The organism is Rhodococcus sp. NPDC058505 (assembly GCF_042720095.1).
Lineage (GTDB): Bacteria > Actinomycetota > Actinomycetes > Mycobacteriales > Mycobacteriaceae > Rhodococcus_G.
In genome coordinates this window covers 1-13,858 of sequence record NZ_JBHXNB010000012.1, presented here as the reverse complement: position 1 = coordinate 13,858, position 13,858 = coordinate 1, and the positions used below count along the sequence as shown (strand labels likewise).

Annotated in this window: 12 protein-coding genes; 7 read left to right on the top strand and 5 right to left on the bottom strand. The window is 70.5% G+C overall.

Annotation, left to right across the window (positions count from 1 at the left end; genetic code table 11):
• Position 1 precedes the first annotated feature (1 nt).
• From ACFWPA_RS11360 to ACFWPA_RS11350, 3 genes are read right to left on the bottom strand one after another with little or no spacing between them, the layout of a single operon-like run.
• Positions 2-2,281, bottom strand: a complete 2,280-nt coding sequence (locus ACFWPA_RS11360) for a HelD family protein (protein WP_378507787.1) — start codon at positions 2,279-2,281, stop codon at positions 2-4.
• A 46-nt stretch (positions 2,282-2,327) separates the two neighbouring features.
• On the bottom strand, positions 2,328-2,882 hold the full coding sequence (locus ACFWPA_RS11355; RefSeq protein WP_378507786.1) for a pyridoxamine 5'-phosphate oxidase family protein: 555 nt from the start codon (positions 2,880-2,882) through the stop codon (positions 2,328-2,330).
• 54 nt (positions 2,883-2,936) lie between these two features.
• Positions 2,937-3,626, bottom strand: coding sequence for an MBL fold metallo-hydrolase (locus tag ACFWPA_RS11350; protein WP_378507785.1), 690 nt, complete (start codon positions 3,624-3,626; stop codon positions 2,937-2,939).
• Positions 3,627-3,804: 178 nt separating this feature from the next.
• Here ACFWPA_RS11350 and uvrA point away from each other — a divergent pair, with 178 nt between their 5' ends.
• Positions 3,805-6,723: an excinuclease ABC subunit UvrA gene (gene uvrA / locus ACFWPA_RS11345; protein ID WP_378570203.1), complete on the top strand. Its 2,919-nt coding sequence runs from the start codon at positions 3,805-3,807 to the stop codon at positions 6,721-6,723.
• Between the two features lie 58 nt (positions 6,724-6,781).
• Here uvrA and ACFWPA_RS11340 read toward each other — a convergent pair whose 3' ends face one another.
• Together ACFWPA_RS11340 and ACFWPA_RS11335 are read right to left on the bottom strand one after the other, a co-directional pair.
• Entirely contained in the window at positions 6,782-6,913 is a 132-nt protein-coding gene (locus ACFWPA_RS11340) for a hypothetical protein (RefSeq protein ID WP_378570202.1), read from the bottom strand.
• Between the two features lie 317 nt (positions 6,914-7,230).
• Positions 7,231-7,587 carry a DUF1844 domain-containing protein gene (locus ACFWPA_RS11335; protein WP_378507782.1) on the bottom strand — a complete coding sequence of 119 codons (357 nt, stop codon included), beginning with the start codon at positions 7,585-7,587 and terminating at the stop codon, positions 7,231-7,233.
• Between the two features lie 285 nt (positions 7,588-7,872).
• Here ACFWPA_RS11335 and infC point away from each other — a divergent pair, with 285 nt between their 5' ends.
• From infC to pheT, 6 genes are all read left to right on the top strand, one after another.
• The gene (gene infC / locus ACFWPA_RS11330) at positions 7,873-8,577 is read left to right on the top strand and encodes a translation initiation factor IF-3 (RefSeq protein ID WP_378570259.1); all 705 of its coding nucleotides are present in this window, start codon (positions 7,873-7,875) and stop codon (positions 8,575-8,577) included.
• A 51-nt stretch (positions 8,578-8,628) separates the two neighbouring features.
• Positions 8,629-8,823, top strand: coding sequence for a 50S ribosomal protein L35 (gene rpmI, locus ACFWPA_RS11325; protein WP_378507781.1), 195 nt, complete (start codon positions 8,629-8,631; stop codon positions 8,821-8,823).
• A 67-nt stretch (positions 8,824-8,890) separates the two neighbouring features.
• On the top strand, positions 8,891-9,280 hold the full coding sequence (gene rplT / locus ACFWPA_RS11320) for a 50S ribosomal protein L20 (RefSeq protein ID WP_378507780.1): 390 nt from the start codon (positions 8,891-8,893) through the stop codon (positions 9,278-9,280).
• A 23-nt stretch (positions 9,281-9,303) separates the two neighbouring features.
• Positions 9,304-10,116, top strand: a complete 813-nt coding sequence (locus ACFWPA_RS11315; protein ID WP_378507779.1) for a TrmH family RNA methyltransferase — start codon at positions 9,304-9,306, stop codon at positions 10,114-10,116.
• A gap of 53 nt (positions 10,117-10,169) precedes the next feature.
• Positions 10,170-11,294 (top strand): phenylalanine--tRNA ligase subunit alpha, encoded by a 1,125-nt coding sequence (gene pheS, locus ACFWPA_RS11310; protein WP_378570201.1) that lies wholly within the window; start codon positions 10,170-10,172, stop codon positions 11,292-11,294.
• Between the two features lie 41 nt (positions 11,295-11,335).
• A complete protein-coding gene (gene pheT, locus ACFWPA_RS11305; protein ID WP_378570200.1) occupies positions 11,336-13,822 on the top strand; it encodes a phenylalanine--tRNA ligase subunit beta in 2,487 nt (828 codons plus the stop codon).
• The last annotated feature ends 36 nt before the right edge of the window (positions 13,823-13,858 follow it).

The window sequence follows — 13,858 nt, the reverse complement described above, 5'->3', positions numbered from 1 at the left end:
GTCACTGCACCGCAACAAGTTTCGACAGCGACTCGGGCAGGTCCCGGGTGTGCACCACCCCGAGGCGCTGCGTCGCCCTGGTCACGGCGACGTACAGGTCGTTCAGCCCGCGCGGTGACGACCCGACGATGGTGTCTGGTTCGACGATCAGCACCGCGTCGAATTCGAGGCCCTTCGCCTCCCGCACCGACAGCACACTGACCGAATCCGAACGCAGGTCGGTGAACTCGTCGACGGCGTCCTCGCCGGTGATCACCGCGACCAGCCCCGGACCGGTCTCGGCGGCAACCCGCCTGCGCACCTCGTCGCCGACCTTCCCGGCCGGAACCCGATGCGCCCAGGGCCGATTCCCGGAGTCCCGCACCGATCGGGGCACCGACTGCGCCGGGTCGATCGCCGCGAGCACGTCCTGCGCGACCGCCATGATCTCCGACGGCGTCCGATAGTTCACGGTCAGCTCGGTCAATTTCCACCGATTGGCGACATACGGTTCGAGTGCGGCGCGCCAGGACGAGCTGCCCGCCGGATCGCCGGTCTGTGCGGTGTCGCCGACCAGCGTCATCCACCGATTCGGGATGCGCCGCATCAGCATTCGCCACGCCATCGCCGAGAGTTCCTGCGCCTCATCGACGATGACATGCCCGAACGTCCAGGTCCGGTCCGTTGCGGCCCGTTCCGCGGCCGTGCGCTGCTGCCGCATCTCGTGCCGCTGCGCGAGCTGACCAGCGTCGACCAGGTCGTAGGCCATCAGGATCTCGGGGTCGAGGTCGTCCTCCAGATCCTGCGGCGCGGAGCCGGTGAGGATATCGAGTGCACCCTGCGCGTCGGCGATCCGGGCCCGCCACTGCCTGGCGGCGCGGCCGCGTTCGGCGGCGTCGTCGACACCGAGCAGTTCGGCCAGCTCGTCGAGCAGGGGAGTGTCCGCGGCGCTGAATCCGGTGTGCCGGTTCCGCAGCAGCACCGCGCGCCGGCCCGCGGTCAGCTCGGCGGCTGCGGAATCGAGCCGGTCCTCGGACTGCAGCAGGTCGGTCAGCACCTGCTGCGGTGTCAGCGTCGGCCACAGCTCGTCGATCGCCGCGATCAGGTCGGGGTCCTGCCGCATCTCGTCGCGGATGTCGGCGACGTCGTCCCTGCTGAGCAGGTTCGCGCCGCCGAGCACGTCGCCGCCGACCTTGGCCGCGAACTGGTCGGCGAGGGCCTCGATCACCGACGACACGAAGATCGGCCGGGCCAGGTTGTGCGGTCGGCGCGAGGACCGGGCGCGTCCCCGCGCCCGAGTCGCCACCCTTCGGTCGAGGGTCACCGAGTAGCCGTCGAACGGAATGGTGATGGGGGAGCGGGGCACCAGCTGGCGGTCCCGCACCGCCTGCCGGAGCACCGTCACCATCTCCAGCGACCCCTTCACCTCCCCGGCCTCCAACGAATCCCGGCGGGTGGCGGTGACCCCCGGATACAGGTCGCCGACCGTGGACAGCAGCACCCCGGTCTCGCCCAACGACGGCAGCACCTGGCCGATGTAGTCGAGGAAGGTGGCGTTCGGGCCGACGATCAGCACCCCGGACTTCGCCAGCTGCGTGCGGTAGGTGTAGAGCAGGTACGCCGCCCGGTGTAGCGCAACCGCGGTCTTGCCGGTGCCGGGGCCGCCCTGCACGACCATCACCGACTTGTGCCCCGACCGGATGATCGCGTCCTGCTCCGACTGGATCGTCTCGACGATGTCGCTCATGTGGCCGGTGCGGGCCGCGTTCAACGCGGTCAGCAGCGCGCTCTCGCCAGCAACCCCGCCGTCGTCGCCGATCACCCCGGCCCGCTGCGCGGCGGCGAGGTCGAGGTACTCGTCGCCGAGGCCGGTGACGCGGCGACTGCGGGTCCGGATGTGCCTGCGCCGCGTCACCCCCTCCGGGGACGCCGTGGTGGCCAGGTAGAACGGGCGCGCGAGCGGGGCCCGCCAATCCAGTAGCAGCGTCTCGTAGTCGTTGCCCTCGTCGAGGATCCCGACCCGCCCGATGTAGCGGTGCGTGTCACCGTCGGCCAGTTCGGGGTGGAGGTCGATGCGGCCGAAGCACAGGCCGTTCTCCGCGGCGTCGTACTTCGCGATGTCCTCGGTGTACATCTGGGTGAACGATTCCCGCTCGCTGCGGGCCTGGGGGGTGCCCCCGGTCTGCAGCAGGACCGCCGACAGTCGGGACTTGGCGTACGTGCGCAGTCCGTCGAGGCGGTCGTACAGCATGGTCACGTACTGCTGTTCGTGATCCTGGTCGGCGTGGACCTGGTCGGGCAAGTCGTTCTCCTCGGGCGCGATCGCGGTGCAAAAGTGCCCAGCGAGTCTAGGGTGTCGCCGCACCAGCAGCAACGCCCGGCGGGGATGCGCCAAAGCGCCACCGGGTCTGGCTGAACGGGCCGCGGGTGAAGCCGAAGACGGTGACCGGGGCGACCCGGAAGACGAGTGCCGGGCCCCCGCCCCCGCGGAAGCCTCCGGCCGCGACCTCGAACCGCCACTGCGGCCCATACTTGGTCACGTAGGCGTCGGCCAGGCCCCGCAGCACGGCCTCGTCGTGGACGGGTTCGGCGGTGCCCTCAAGGACGATGTCGAAGCCCTCGGCGTAGACGTTGGATCCGGTGGTCAGGGCCACCGCGGGATTGCCCCGCAGGTTGATCGCCTTGCGTTCGTCGGGGCCGGTGCAGAAGTGCAGCGCCTCGGCCGACCAGACCCCGATCAGCGGCGTCACGTGGGGTCTTCCGGTGCGGTGCACGGTCGTGAGCCAGTACATCTCGGCGTCGACCAGTCCCTGGCGGGCCCACTCCCAGCCCACCGGGACCGACCCGGGTTCGCTGTACCGCGAATCGAGGTCGGTGATCGGGTCTGCCGTCGGATCTGACATCGCATGCCCCTCTCTCGGCGGGGCCACGGCGGGTCGTGACGTGGCCCGGTCAGCTCACCAGCCGCGCTCCTGCCACTCGGCGAGGAACGGGCGTTCGGCGCCGAGCGTGGTGTCCCGCCCGTGCCCGGGATAGACGACGGTGTCGTCGGGGAACCGTTCGAACAGCTTCGTGGTCACGTCGCGGTACAGAGAGTCGAACTGCTCGGCGCCCGCGGTCTTGCCGACGCCGCCAGGGAACAGCGAGTCGCCGGTGAACAGGTGCACCTGCCCGGACGCCGGGTCGGTGAGCGCCAGCGCGATCGAGCCGTCGGTGTGACCGGCGAGGTGGATCACCTCGAGTGCCAGCCTGCCGACCTCGACCAGGTCGCCGTCGGTGACGGTCCGGGCCGGGGTCACCGGCAGGGCAGGCGCGTCCAGCGGGTGGGCGATCGTGGGCGCGCCGGTGGCGGCGGCCACGTCGGCGAGGGCGAGCCAGTGGTCCGGGTGCTGATGCGTGGTGACGATCGACCCGAGGTGCGGGGCGGCGGTGGCGAGCAGGCCCGCGATCCGGTCGGCCTCGTTCGCGGCGTCGATCAGCAGCGATTCCCCGGTCCCCGCATCCACCACCAGGTAGGCATTGTTGTCCATCGGGCCGACCGACATCTTCGTGATCGTGGCATCCGCGATCGTGCGGCGCTGGGGGTCGCCGCCCTGCGCCAGCACCCCGGTGTAGTGGTCGTCGATGCGCATCTGCTGCCGGTCCATGAACGGAGGCTACCGTCGCTCCGTCCCCGGTGCGCAGTGGGCGTGAGGCTCGTGCCCAAACCGTGTCGGACTGTCGGCCTACCATGTGGACGGCCGAGAACTCCGGACCGGTGCGCCGAACGGCGCCGGCGGCGGCCGTGCCGAACGGCGCCGGGAGCGGCGTGGGAAAGGATCGAGTGTGGCGGACCGCCTGATCGTGCGAGGGGCGCGTGAGCACAACCTGCGGGGGATCGACATCGACCTGCCGCGGGACAGCCTGATCGTCTTCACCGGCCTGTCGGGGTCGGGCAAATCGTCGCTGGCGTTCGACACCATCTTCGCGGAGGGCCAGCGCCGCTATGTGGAGTCGTTGTCCGCGTACGCGCGGCAGTTCCTCGGGCAGATGGACAAGCCGGACGTGGACTTCATCGAGGGCCTGTCCCCGGCCGTGTCGATCGACCAGAAGTCGACGAACCGCAACCCCCGGTCGACGGTCGGGACCATCACCGAGGTGTACGACTACCTCCGCCTGCTGTACGCCCGCGCCGGCACGCCGCACTGCCCGGTCTGCGGGGAGCGGATCGCGAAGCAGACCCCGCAGCAGATCGTGGACCAGGTGCTCGCGATGGAGGAGGGGACCCGGTTCCAGGTCCTCGCGCCGGTGGTCCGGACCCGTAAGGGCGAGTTCGTCGACCTGTTCGAGCAGCTGAACACCCAGGGCTACGCCCGGGTCCGGATCGACGGGGTCGTGCACCAGCTGACCGACCCGCCGAAGCTGAAGAAGCAGGAGAAGCACGACATCGAGGTGGTCGTGGACCGGCTCGCGGTCAAGGCGAGTTCGAAGCAGCGGCTGACCGATTCGATCGAGACCGCCCTCCGGCTCGCCGACGGCATCGTCGTGCTCGACTTCGTGGACCGAGACGAGGCCGCCGCCGACAGAGAACGCCGATTCTCCGAGAACCTCGCCTGCCCGAACGGGCATCCGCTCGCGATCGACGACCTCGAACCGCGCTCCTTCTCGTTCAACTCCCCGTACGGTGCCTGCCCGGAGTGCACCGGACTCGGCATCCGGAAGGAGGTCGACCCGGACCTGGTGGTGCCGGACCCGGAGCTGAGCCTCGCCGAGGGCGCGATCGCACCGTGGTCGATGGGGCAGACGTCCGAGTACTTCGGCAGGCTGCTGTCCGGGCTCGCCGATGTGATGGGCTTCGACATCGACGCGCCGTGGAAGGAACTGCCAGCGAAGGCCCGCAAGGCGGTCCTCGAGGGCAGCGAACACCAGGTGCACGTCAAGTACAAGAACCGGTACGGACGCACCCGGTCCTACTACGCCGAGTTCGAGGGCGTGATGCCGTTCCTGCACCGCCGCCTCGAGCAGACCGAGTCCGAGCAGATGAAGGAACGCTATGACGGGTACATGCGGGACGTGCCGTGCCCGGCCTGCAACGGCACCCGCCTCCGCCCGGAGATCCTGTCGGTCACCATCGAGGCGGGCGACCACGGCCGGATGTCGATCGCCGAGGTCGCGGACCTGTCGATCGCCGACTGCTCCCGGTTCCTGAACACGCTCACCCTCGGCGCCCGCGAGGAGGCCATCGCCGGGCAGGTGCTCAAGGAGGTGCAGGCGCGGCTCGGCTTCCTGCTCGACGTGGGCCTCGAGTACCTGTCGCTGTCCCGCGCCGCGGGCACGCTCTCCGGCGGCGAGGCGCAGCGGATCCGGCTCGCGACGCAGATCGGGTCGGGGCTCGTCGGCGTCCTCTACGTGCTCGACGAACCGTCGATCGGATTGCATCAGCGGGACAATCGGCGGCTGATCGAGACCCTGACCCGCCTCCGCGACCTCGGCAACACGCTGATCGTTGTGGAACACGACGAGGACACCATCCGCACCTCCGACTGGGTCGTCGACATCGGCCCCCTCGCCGGCGAGCACGGCGGCCGCGTCGTGCACAGCGGCACCTACGCGGACCTGCTCACCTGCGAGGAGTCCCTGACCGGTGCGTACCTGTCCGGACGGTCCGCGATCGAGGTGCCCGCGGCCCGCCGGGCGACGGACAAGAAGCGGCAGGTCACCGTCGTCGGCGCGAAGGAACACAATCTGCGCGGCATCGACGTCGCCTTCCCGCTCGGCGTGCTGACCTCGGTGACCGGGGTGTCCGGATCCGGTAAGTCGACGCTCGTCAACGACATCCTCGCCACCGTGATGGCGAACAAGCTCAACGGCGCGCGGCAGGTGCCGGGCCGGCACACCCGGGTCAACGGCCTCGACCAGCTCGACAAGCTGGTACAGGTCGACCAGTCGCCGATCGGGCGCACCCCGCGGTCCAACGCGGCCACCTACACCGGGGTGTTCGACAAGATCCGCACCCTGTTCGCGCAGACCACCGAGGCGAAGGTCCGCGGCTATCAGCCGGGCCGGTTCTCGTTCAACGTCAAGGGCGGGCGCTGCGAGGCGTGCTCCGGTGACGGGACGCTGAAGATCGAGATGAACTTCCTGCCCGACGTGTACGTGCCGTGCGAGGTGTGCCACGGCGCCCGGTACAACCGGGAAACGCTGGAGGTGCACTACAAGGGCAAGACGATCGCCGAGGTCCTGGACATGTCGATCGAGGAGGCGGCCGAGTTCTTCGAACCGATCACCTCGATCCACCGATACCTGGAGACCCTCGTCCGGGTCGGCCTCGGATACGTGCGGCTCGGCCAGCCTGCCCCGACGCTGTCCGGCGGCGAGGCGCAGCGCGTGAAGCTGGCCGCGGAACTGCAGAAGCGGTCCACCGGGCGCACCGTGTACATCCTCGACGAGCCGACCACGGGCCTGCACTTCGAGGACATCCGCAAGCTGCTCGGTGTCGTCAACGGACTGGTGGACAAGGGCAACACCGTCATCGTCATCGAACACAACCTGGACGTGATCAAGACATCGGACTGGATCGTGGACATGGGTCCCGAGGGCGGCTCGGGCGGCGGCACCGTCGTCGCGCAGGGCACCCCCGAGGAGATCGCCGCGGTTCCGGACAGCTACACCGGGCGATTCCTGCGGGAGGTGCTCGCCGCGGCCCCGGTGGCGGCACCGGCGAAGCGGAAGCGGGCGCCGCGGAAGGCGGCGGCGAAGGTGTGAACGCGCGAGGGCCGGACCAGCGATGCCGGTCCGGCCCTTACGCGGTGGTCGGTACCGATTACACGGTGCCCGTGCCCGTGCCCGTTCCGGTGCCGGGAAGCGCGGCACCGCCGGACGAGCCCGCGATCAGCGAGTTGATGATGGACGCGATGGATCCGAAGACGCTGTCGATGTCGCCGGGATTGGGCATGTGGTGTCTCCTTGCATGGTGATGTACTGACCCGACCCGGGCGCGCAGGCGCAGGGCCGGCTGGTTGCCGGAATCGGCCAGTTGCCACGTCCCCGCTCGGCCTGCAGGTGTACCGACCGCGGCGTCGGCGATGATCCCCCGATCACAGTGATCCAACGCGGATCCGGTCCTCGCGGTGCGTCGCGGAAACCGGGCTCGTGTGGTGCCATCCACTGCATTCGCGGATCTTTGTACACGAGGCAGTCGGGCGACCGTCCAGGTTTTCGGCGAAACCGATCCGTGATCGAAGCGTGATCTACATCACATACGCGGAGGTGTCAGTAGACCGGGCCGGTGTATTTCTCGCCGGGGCCCTTGCCCGGCTCGTCGGGGTGTGCGGACGCCTCGCGGAACGCGCGCTGCAGGGCCTGCAGGCCCTCGCGGATCGGGCCGGCGTGCGGACCCAGATACTCGACGGAGGCGGTGACCAGGCCAGCGAGGGCGGTGATGACGCGCCGCGCCTCGTCCAGGTCGACGTTTGCGCTGTCGGTGTGATCGTCCGAGGACAGTCCCAGCTTCTCGGCTGCCGAGCTCATCAGCATCACGGCCGCGCGACTGATCACCTCGACCGCGGGGACCTCCGCCAGTTCGCGGACCTCGTAGCCGTCTTCCCCCGTGTGCGATGCGTCTGTCATGGCTGTTAGACTTCCATACACGACCGCCCCTGACGACGTCGGGGGCAGCAAGTGGAGTCCGACTCCCACCGCTGATCCGTTCGAGTGTTTCCGCAGGTCGGAAGCGTCACAGGGCAGTGGTTCCGGTCCCTGGGGTACCGCATCCGATGATTCGGATCGGCGACCTCGGGTCCCCGCCACGCGGGGGTGCGGTGCACGCAGGTGCAGCGCATCGACCGGTCGACATCGGACCCCGCCTGGAATGATCCAGCCGGGGTTCTTTTGTCGGGGACGTGGGCAGGCGGGCTGCCGGCGGTCAGGACGACCACGCCGCTCTACCTAGGAGGCCCCATCAGCACTGAGACTCGCATCAACGAGCGCATCCGCGTACCCGAGGTCCGCCTTGTCGGACCGGGCGGTGAGCAGGTTGGCATCGTGCGTGTTGAAGATGCACTCCGCTTGGCTCAGGACGCCGACCTCGACCTGGTCGAGGTCGCGCCCGACGCGCGTCCGCCGGTGTGCAAGATCATGGACTACGGCAAGTTCAAGTACGAGGCCGCGCAGAAGGCGCGCGAATCGCGCAAGAACCAGCAGCAGACCGTGATCAAGGAGCAGAAACTCCGCCCGAAGATCGACGATCACGACTACGAGACCAAGAAGCGCAATGTCGTGCGCTTCCTCGAGGCCGGATCCAAGGTCAAGGTCACGATCATGTTCCGTGGTCGCGAGCAGTCCCGCCCGGAACTGGGATTCCGGCTGCTGCAGCGCCTCGGCGCCGACGTCGCGGACCTCGGCTTCATCGAGACGTCCGCGAAGCAGGACGGCCGCAACATGACGATGGTGCTTGCCCCGCACAAGGGTGCCAAGACCCGGGTCAAGGCGCAGGAGCAGGCCCAGCGGGGCGCGCGTCCCGCCGCTCCGGCAGCGCCCGCCGCACCGGCAGCGCCCGCCGCACCAGCAGCGCCCGCGGAGCCCGCCGCACCGCAGTCGCCCGACGCGCCCGCGAGCTGACAGACCAGCACGAAGTACGCAGCAGTAGAAGAAACGGAAACTGAGGACTCCATGCCCAAGAACAAGAGCCACAGCGGCACCTCGAAGCGATTCAAGGTGTCCGGCAGCGGCAAGATCCTGCGCCAGAAGGCCGGACGTCGCCACCTGCTCGAGCACAAGCCCACCAAGGTCACCCGCCGCCTCGACGGTGTCGCCGTCGTCGCCCCGGCCGACGTTCCCCGCGTCAAGCGCCTGCTCGGCATCTGATTCGACCTTCCAGACCCACCCTCGGGCGTTCGAATCATCACGCTCGACCGATTGACAGGATTTTTCAGTGGCACGCGTAAAGAGGGCAGTCAACGCCCAGAAGAAGCGTCGTTCCGTTCTCGAGGCGTCCGCCGGCTACCGCGGCCAGCGCTCGCGCCTGTACCGCAAGGCCAAGGAGCAGCAGCTCCACTCGATGACCTACGCGTACCGGGACCGCCGCGCGCGCAAGGGTGACTTCCGCAAGCTGTGGATCTCGCGCATCAACGCCGCAGCCCGCGCGAACGACATCACCTACAACCGCTTCGTCCAGGGCCTCAAGGCCGCTGGCGTCGAGGTGGACCGCAAGATCCTCGCCGAGCTGGCCGTCTCCGACGCCGAGGCGTTCGCCGGTCTGGTTGCCGTCGCGAAGGCGGCGCTGCCCGCCGACGTGAACGCCCCTGCCGGGGAAGCGGCCTGAGCAAGCCGATCCAGGAACGACCCGTGGACCCGTTCACCGAGCGGACGCCACGGGTCGTTTCTGCTGTCAAGCTGCACCGCGGCGCCGAGCGCCGCAGGACGGGCCGGTTCCTGGCGGAGGGCGCGAACTCGGTGACCGCCGCCCTCGACACCGCCCGGATCGAGGAACTGTTCGTCACCACCGACGCCGCGGTGCGCCACGCCGACCTGGTCGAGCGGGCGCTCGCGCAGCGGGTGCGGGTGTCCCCGGTGACGGACCGGGCGGCGAAGGCCCTCGGTGACACCGTCACCCCACCGGGGCTGGTCGCGGTGTGCCGGACCGTCGACGTGTCGCTCGCCGACGCGCTCGGGGGGCGGCCGCGGCTGCTTGCCGTGCCGGTTGCGATCGCGGACCCCGGCAACGCGGGCACCGTGATCCGGGTCGCGGACGCCGTCGGTGCGGACGCGGCGATCCTTGCCGGCGACAGCGTGGACCCGCACAACGGCAAGAGCGTTCGCTCGTCCGCGGGCAGCGTCTTCCATCTGCCGGTCGCCAGGGAACGGGACATCGACGCCGTGCTCGCCGCGCTCACCGCGGCCGGGGTGCAGGTCCTCGCGACGGCCGCCGACGGCGAGGTGGACCTCGACGCGGCCGACGAGTTGCTCGCCAGGCCGACGGCGTGGCTGTTCGGCAACGAGGCGCACGGCCTCGACCCGGAGCTGGCGGCGCGGGCCGATCATCGGGTGCGCATCCCGATCCACGGCCGCGCGGAATCGCTGAACCTGGCGACCGCCGCCGCGATCTGCCTGTACTCGAGCGCGCGGGTGCAGCACGGGCCCGCCCGGCCGACACCCTAGAATTTGCCAAGAGAACGCGCGAGCAGAACCGAACACGAGGAGTTTGACGAGCCGTGGCCAAGAACGAGGGCGACACCGCACCCACCATCGACGCTGAGGCATCGAGCGAGGCTGCGCTCGCGGCGGCATCGAGCGAGGCTGCGCTCGCGGCTGCGCTGAGCGAGGGGTCGCTTGCCGCGGCCGCCGGGGCTGCGGAACAGGCGTTCGCCGCGGCGCCCGACCTCGACGCGCTCGCGAAGGCGAAGATCGACCACCTCGGGGACCGGGCGCCGCTGTCGCTGGTGCGCCGGGCGCTCGGATCGCTGCCCGGCAAGGAGAAGGCCGACGCGGGCAAGCGCGTCAATGCCGCCCGCACCCGCGCCACCACCGCATACGACGCCCGCAGGGAGGTGCTGCTCGCCGAGCGCGACGCCGCGGTCCTGGTCGCGGAGTCGATCGACGTGACCCTGCCCGTCGGCCGTCGTCCCGCCGGGGCCAGGCACCCGATCACGATCATCTCCGAGCAGGTCACCGACGTGTTCGTCGCGATGGGCTGGGAGGTGGCCGAGGGCCCGGAGGTGGAGACCGAGCACTTCAACTTCGACGCGTTGAACTTCCTGCCCGACCATCCGGCGCGCACCATGCAGGACACCTTCCACATCGCCCCCGAGGGGTCGCGGCAGGTGCTGCGCACCCACACCTCCCCGGTGCAGGTGCGGTCGATGCTGTCCCGGGACCTGCCGCTGTACGTGGTGTGCCCGGGCCGGACCTTCCGCACCGACGAGTTGGACGCCACCCATACCCCGGTCTTCTCGCAGATCGAGGGGCTGGCCGTCGACAAGGGGCTGACGATGGCTCACCTGCGCGGCACCCTCGACGCGTTCGCCAGGGCGTTGTTCGGCCCCGACACCCGAACCCGTATGCGGCCCAACTACTTTCCGTTCACCGAGCCGTCCGCGGAGGTGGACGTCTGGTTCCCGGGCAAGAAGGGCGGCGCCGGCTGGGTCGAGTGGGGCGGCTGCGGCATGGTCAACCCGCACGTGTTGCGGGCCAGCGGCATCGACCCCGACGAGTACAGCGGCTTCGCGTTCGGGATGGGGCTCGAACGGACCCTGCAGTTCCGCAACGGCATCCCCGACATGCGGGACATCGTCGAGGGCGACGTGCGGTTCACGCTGCCCTTCGGTGTCCGGGCCTGACACCTGAACGACCGAGCCGAGAACGAGAGAGCTGAGTAGACGTGCGAGTAGCGCAATCGTGGCTGACCGAGATCCTGCAGCGGGCCACCCCCGGCTGGGAGGTGACCCCGGAGGACCTGGACGCCGGGTTCGTCCGGGTGGGTCTCGAGGTCGAGGAGGTCGACGCGGTGCCCCTGGTGTCGGGGCCGCTGGTGGTCGGCCGGGTGCTGGAGATCGAGGAGCTCACCGAGTTCAAGAAGCCGATCCGGTTCTGCCGGGTCGACGTCGGTGCCGCGGAGCCGCAGGAGATCGTGTGCGGCGCACGGAACTTCGCGGTCGGTGACCTGGTCGTCGCCGCGTTGCCGGGTGCGGTGCTGCCCGGGGACTTCGCGATCGCCTCCCGCAAGACGTACGGTCGGGTGTCGAACGGCATGATGTGCTCGGCCTCCGAGCTGGGCATCGGCAAGGACCACTCGGGGATCCTGGTCCTCGAACCCGGGACCGCCGAACCGGGGACCCCCGCCGGTGAGATCCTCGGGCTCGGCGACACGATCATCGAGCTGAACATCACCCCCGACCGCGGCTACTGCTTCTCGGTGCGCGGGTTGACCCGGGAACTGGCGAACGGCTTCGACCTCGACTTCGTGGACCCCGCCGTGACGGTGCCGTACGAGGCGTCCGGTGACGCGTGGCCGCTGCACGTGCAGCCCGAGTCGGGCTGCAGCCGGTTCACGCTGCGCCGGGTTACCGGCGTGAACCCCGACGCGGTCACCCCGTGGTGGATGCAGCGTCGGCTGCTGCTGTCCGGGGTGCGGCCGATCTCCCCGGCCGTCGACGTCACCAACTACGTGATGCTCGAACTCGGGCATCCGCTGCACGCGTTCGACGCGGCCAAGATCAGCGGCGGCCTCGTGGTGCGCCGCGCGGTCGCCGACGAGAAGCTGACCACCCTCGACGGGGCGGAACGCACCCTCGACGCCGAGGACGTCGTGATCTGCGACGACAGCGGCGTCATCTCCCTCGCCGGGGTGATGGGTGGCGGCAGCACCGAGGTCGGGCACGACACCACCGAGGTGCTGCTCGAGGCCGCGATCTGGAATCCGCTCGCCGTGTTCCGGACCTCGCGGCGGCACAAGCTGATCTCCGAGGCGTCCAAGCGGTACGAGCGGGTCGTCGACCCGGCGCTGTCCGCCGCCGCACTGGATCGGGCGGCGGGGCTGCTCGCCGAGATCACCGGCGGCCACGTCGAGCCGGTGCTCACCGACGTCGGCACGGTGGCAACGCCGGAGCCGATCGAGATGGACCTGGACCTGCCGAGCCGGGTCGCGGGCGTCGCCTACCCGGACGGTGCCGCCGCCCGCAGGCTGACGCAGGTCGGCTGCACCGTCGACGTCACGGTCGACGGGGCCGGACACGGCCGCCTCGTCGTCACGCCCCCGACGTGGCGACCGGACCTGACCCAGCCCGCCGACCTCGTCGAGGAGGTGCTGCGGCTCGAGGGACTCGAACAGATTCCGTCGGTGCTGCCCGCCGCACCTGCGGGCCGCGGCCTGACGGCGCAGCAGCGTCGTCGCCGCGCGGTCGGCAAGGCGCTCGCGTTCGACGGCTACGTCGAGGTGCTGCCGACGGTGTTCCTGCCCGCGGGCGTGTTCGACACCTGGGGTCTCGACGCGGACGATCCGCGGCGGGCCACCACCAGGGTGCTCAACCCGCTCGAGTCGGACCGTCCGGAGCTGGCGACGACGCTGCTGCCCGGGCTGCTGGAGATCCTGTCCCGCAACACCTCTCGGGGCCAGCGGGATCTGGCGCTGTTCGGGATCGCGCAGGTTGTCCTTCCCGGGCCGGACACCAAGCGGGTCGACGTGCTGCCGGTAGACCGGCGGCCCACCGACGAGCAGGTCGCCGATCTGCTTCGGTCGCTGCCCGCGCAGCCGCTGCACGTGGGCGCCGTGCTCACCGGGCTCCGGGAGCCGAGCGGACCGTGGGGTCCGGGACGCGCCGCCGATGCGGGTGACGCGTTCGCGGCCGCCGATGCGATCGCCGCGGCCGCCGGTGTGGTGCTGGAACGCCGGGCAACGCAGCGGCTGCCCTGGCATCCGGGCCGGTGCGCGGAGCTGCTGGTCGACGGCGTGGTCGTCGGGCATGCCGGTGAGCTGCATCCCGCGGTCCTCGAACGCGCCGGGCTGCCCGCCCGCACCTGCGCGGTGGAGCTGAACCTCGACGGGCTGCCGATCGTAGAGTCGCTTCCCGCGCCGCGGGTGTCGCCGTTCCCGGCGGTGCTGCAGGACGTCGCGGTCGTCGTCGAGGATGCGGTGCCCGCCGCGGCCGTCGAGTCGGCGCTGCGCGGCGGCGCGGGTGACCTGCTCGATGACATCCGGCTGTTCGACGTGTTCACCGGGGCGCAGGTCGGGCAGGGCCGCAAGTCGCTGGCGTTCGCGATGCGGTTCCGGGCCGGTGACCGGACCCTGACCGAGGACGAGGCCAGCGCGGCCCGCGACGCGGCGGTGGCCGCCGCGACCGCCGCGGTCGGGGCGCAGCTGCGCGCCTGAGCAGCAAGCTCCGCGAAGGCCGTCCCGCCAGCGAGC

Excerpts from the sequence above, each read along its gene's own strand:
- ACFWPA_RS11355 (WP_378507786.1), bottom strand. The coding sequence starts at position 2,882 with ATGTCAGATCCGACGGCAGACCCGATCACCGACCTCGATTCGCGGTAC.
- ACFWPA_RS11350 (WP_378507785.1), bottom strand. The coding sequence starts at position 3,626 with ATGGACCGGCAGCAGATGCGCATCGACGACCACTACACCGGGGTGCTG.
- ACFWPA_RS11340 (WP_378570202.1), bottom strand. The coding sequence starts at position 6,913 with ATGCCCAATCCCGGCGACATCGACAGCGTCTTCGGATCCATCGCGTCC.
- ACFWPA_RS11335 (WP_378507782.1), bottom strand. The coding sequence starts at position 7,587 with ATGACAGACGCATCGCACACGGGGGAAGACGGCTACGAGGTCCGCGAA.
- rpmI (WP_378507781.1), top strand. The coding sequence starts at position 8,629 with ATGCCCAAGAACAAGAGCCACAGCGGCACCTCGAAGCGATTCAAGGTG.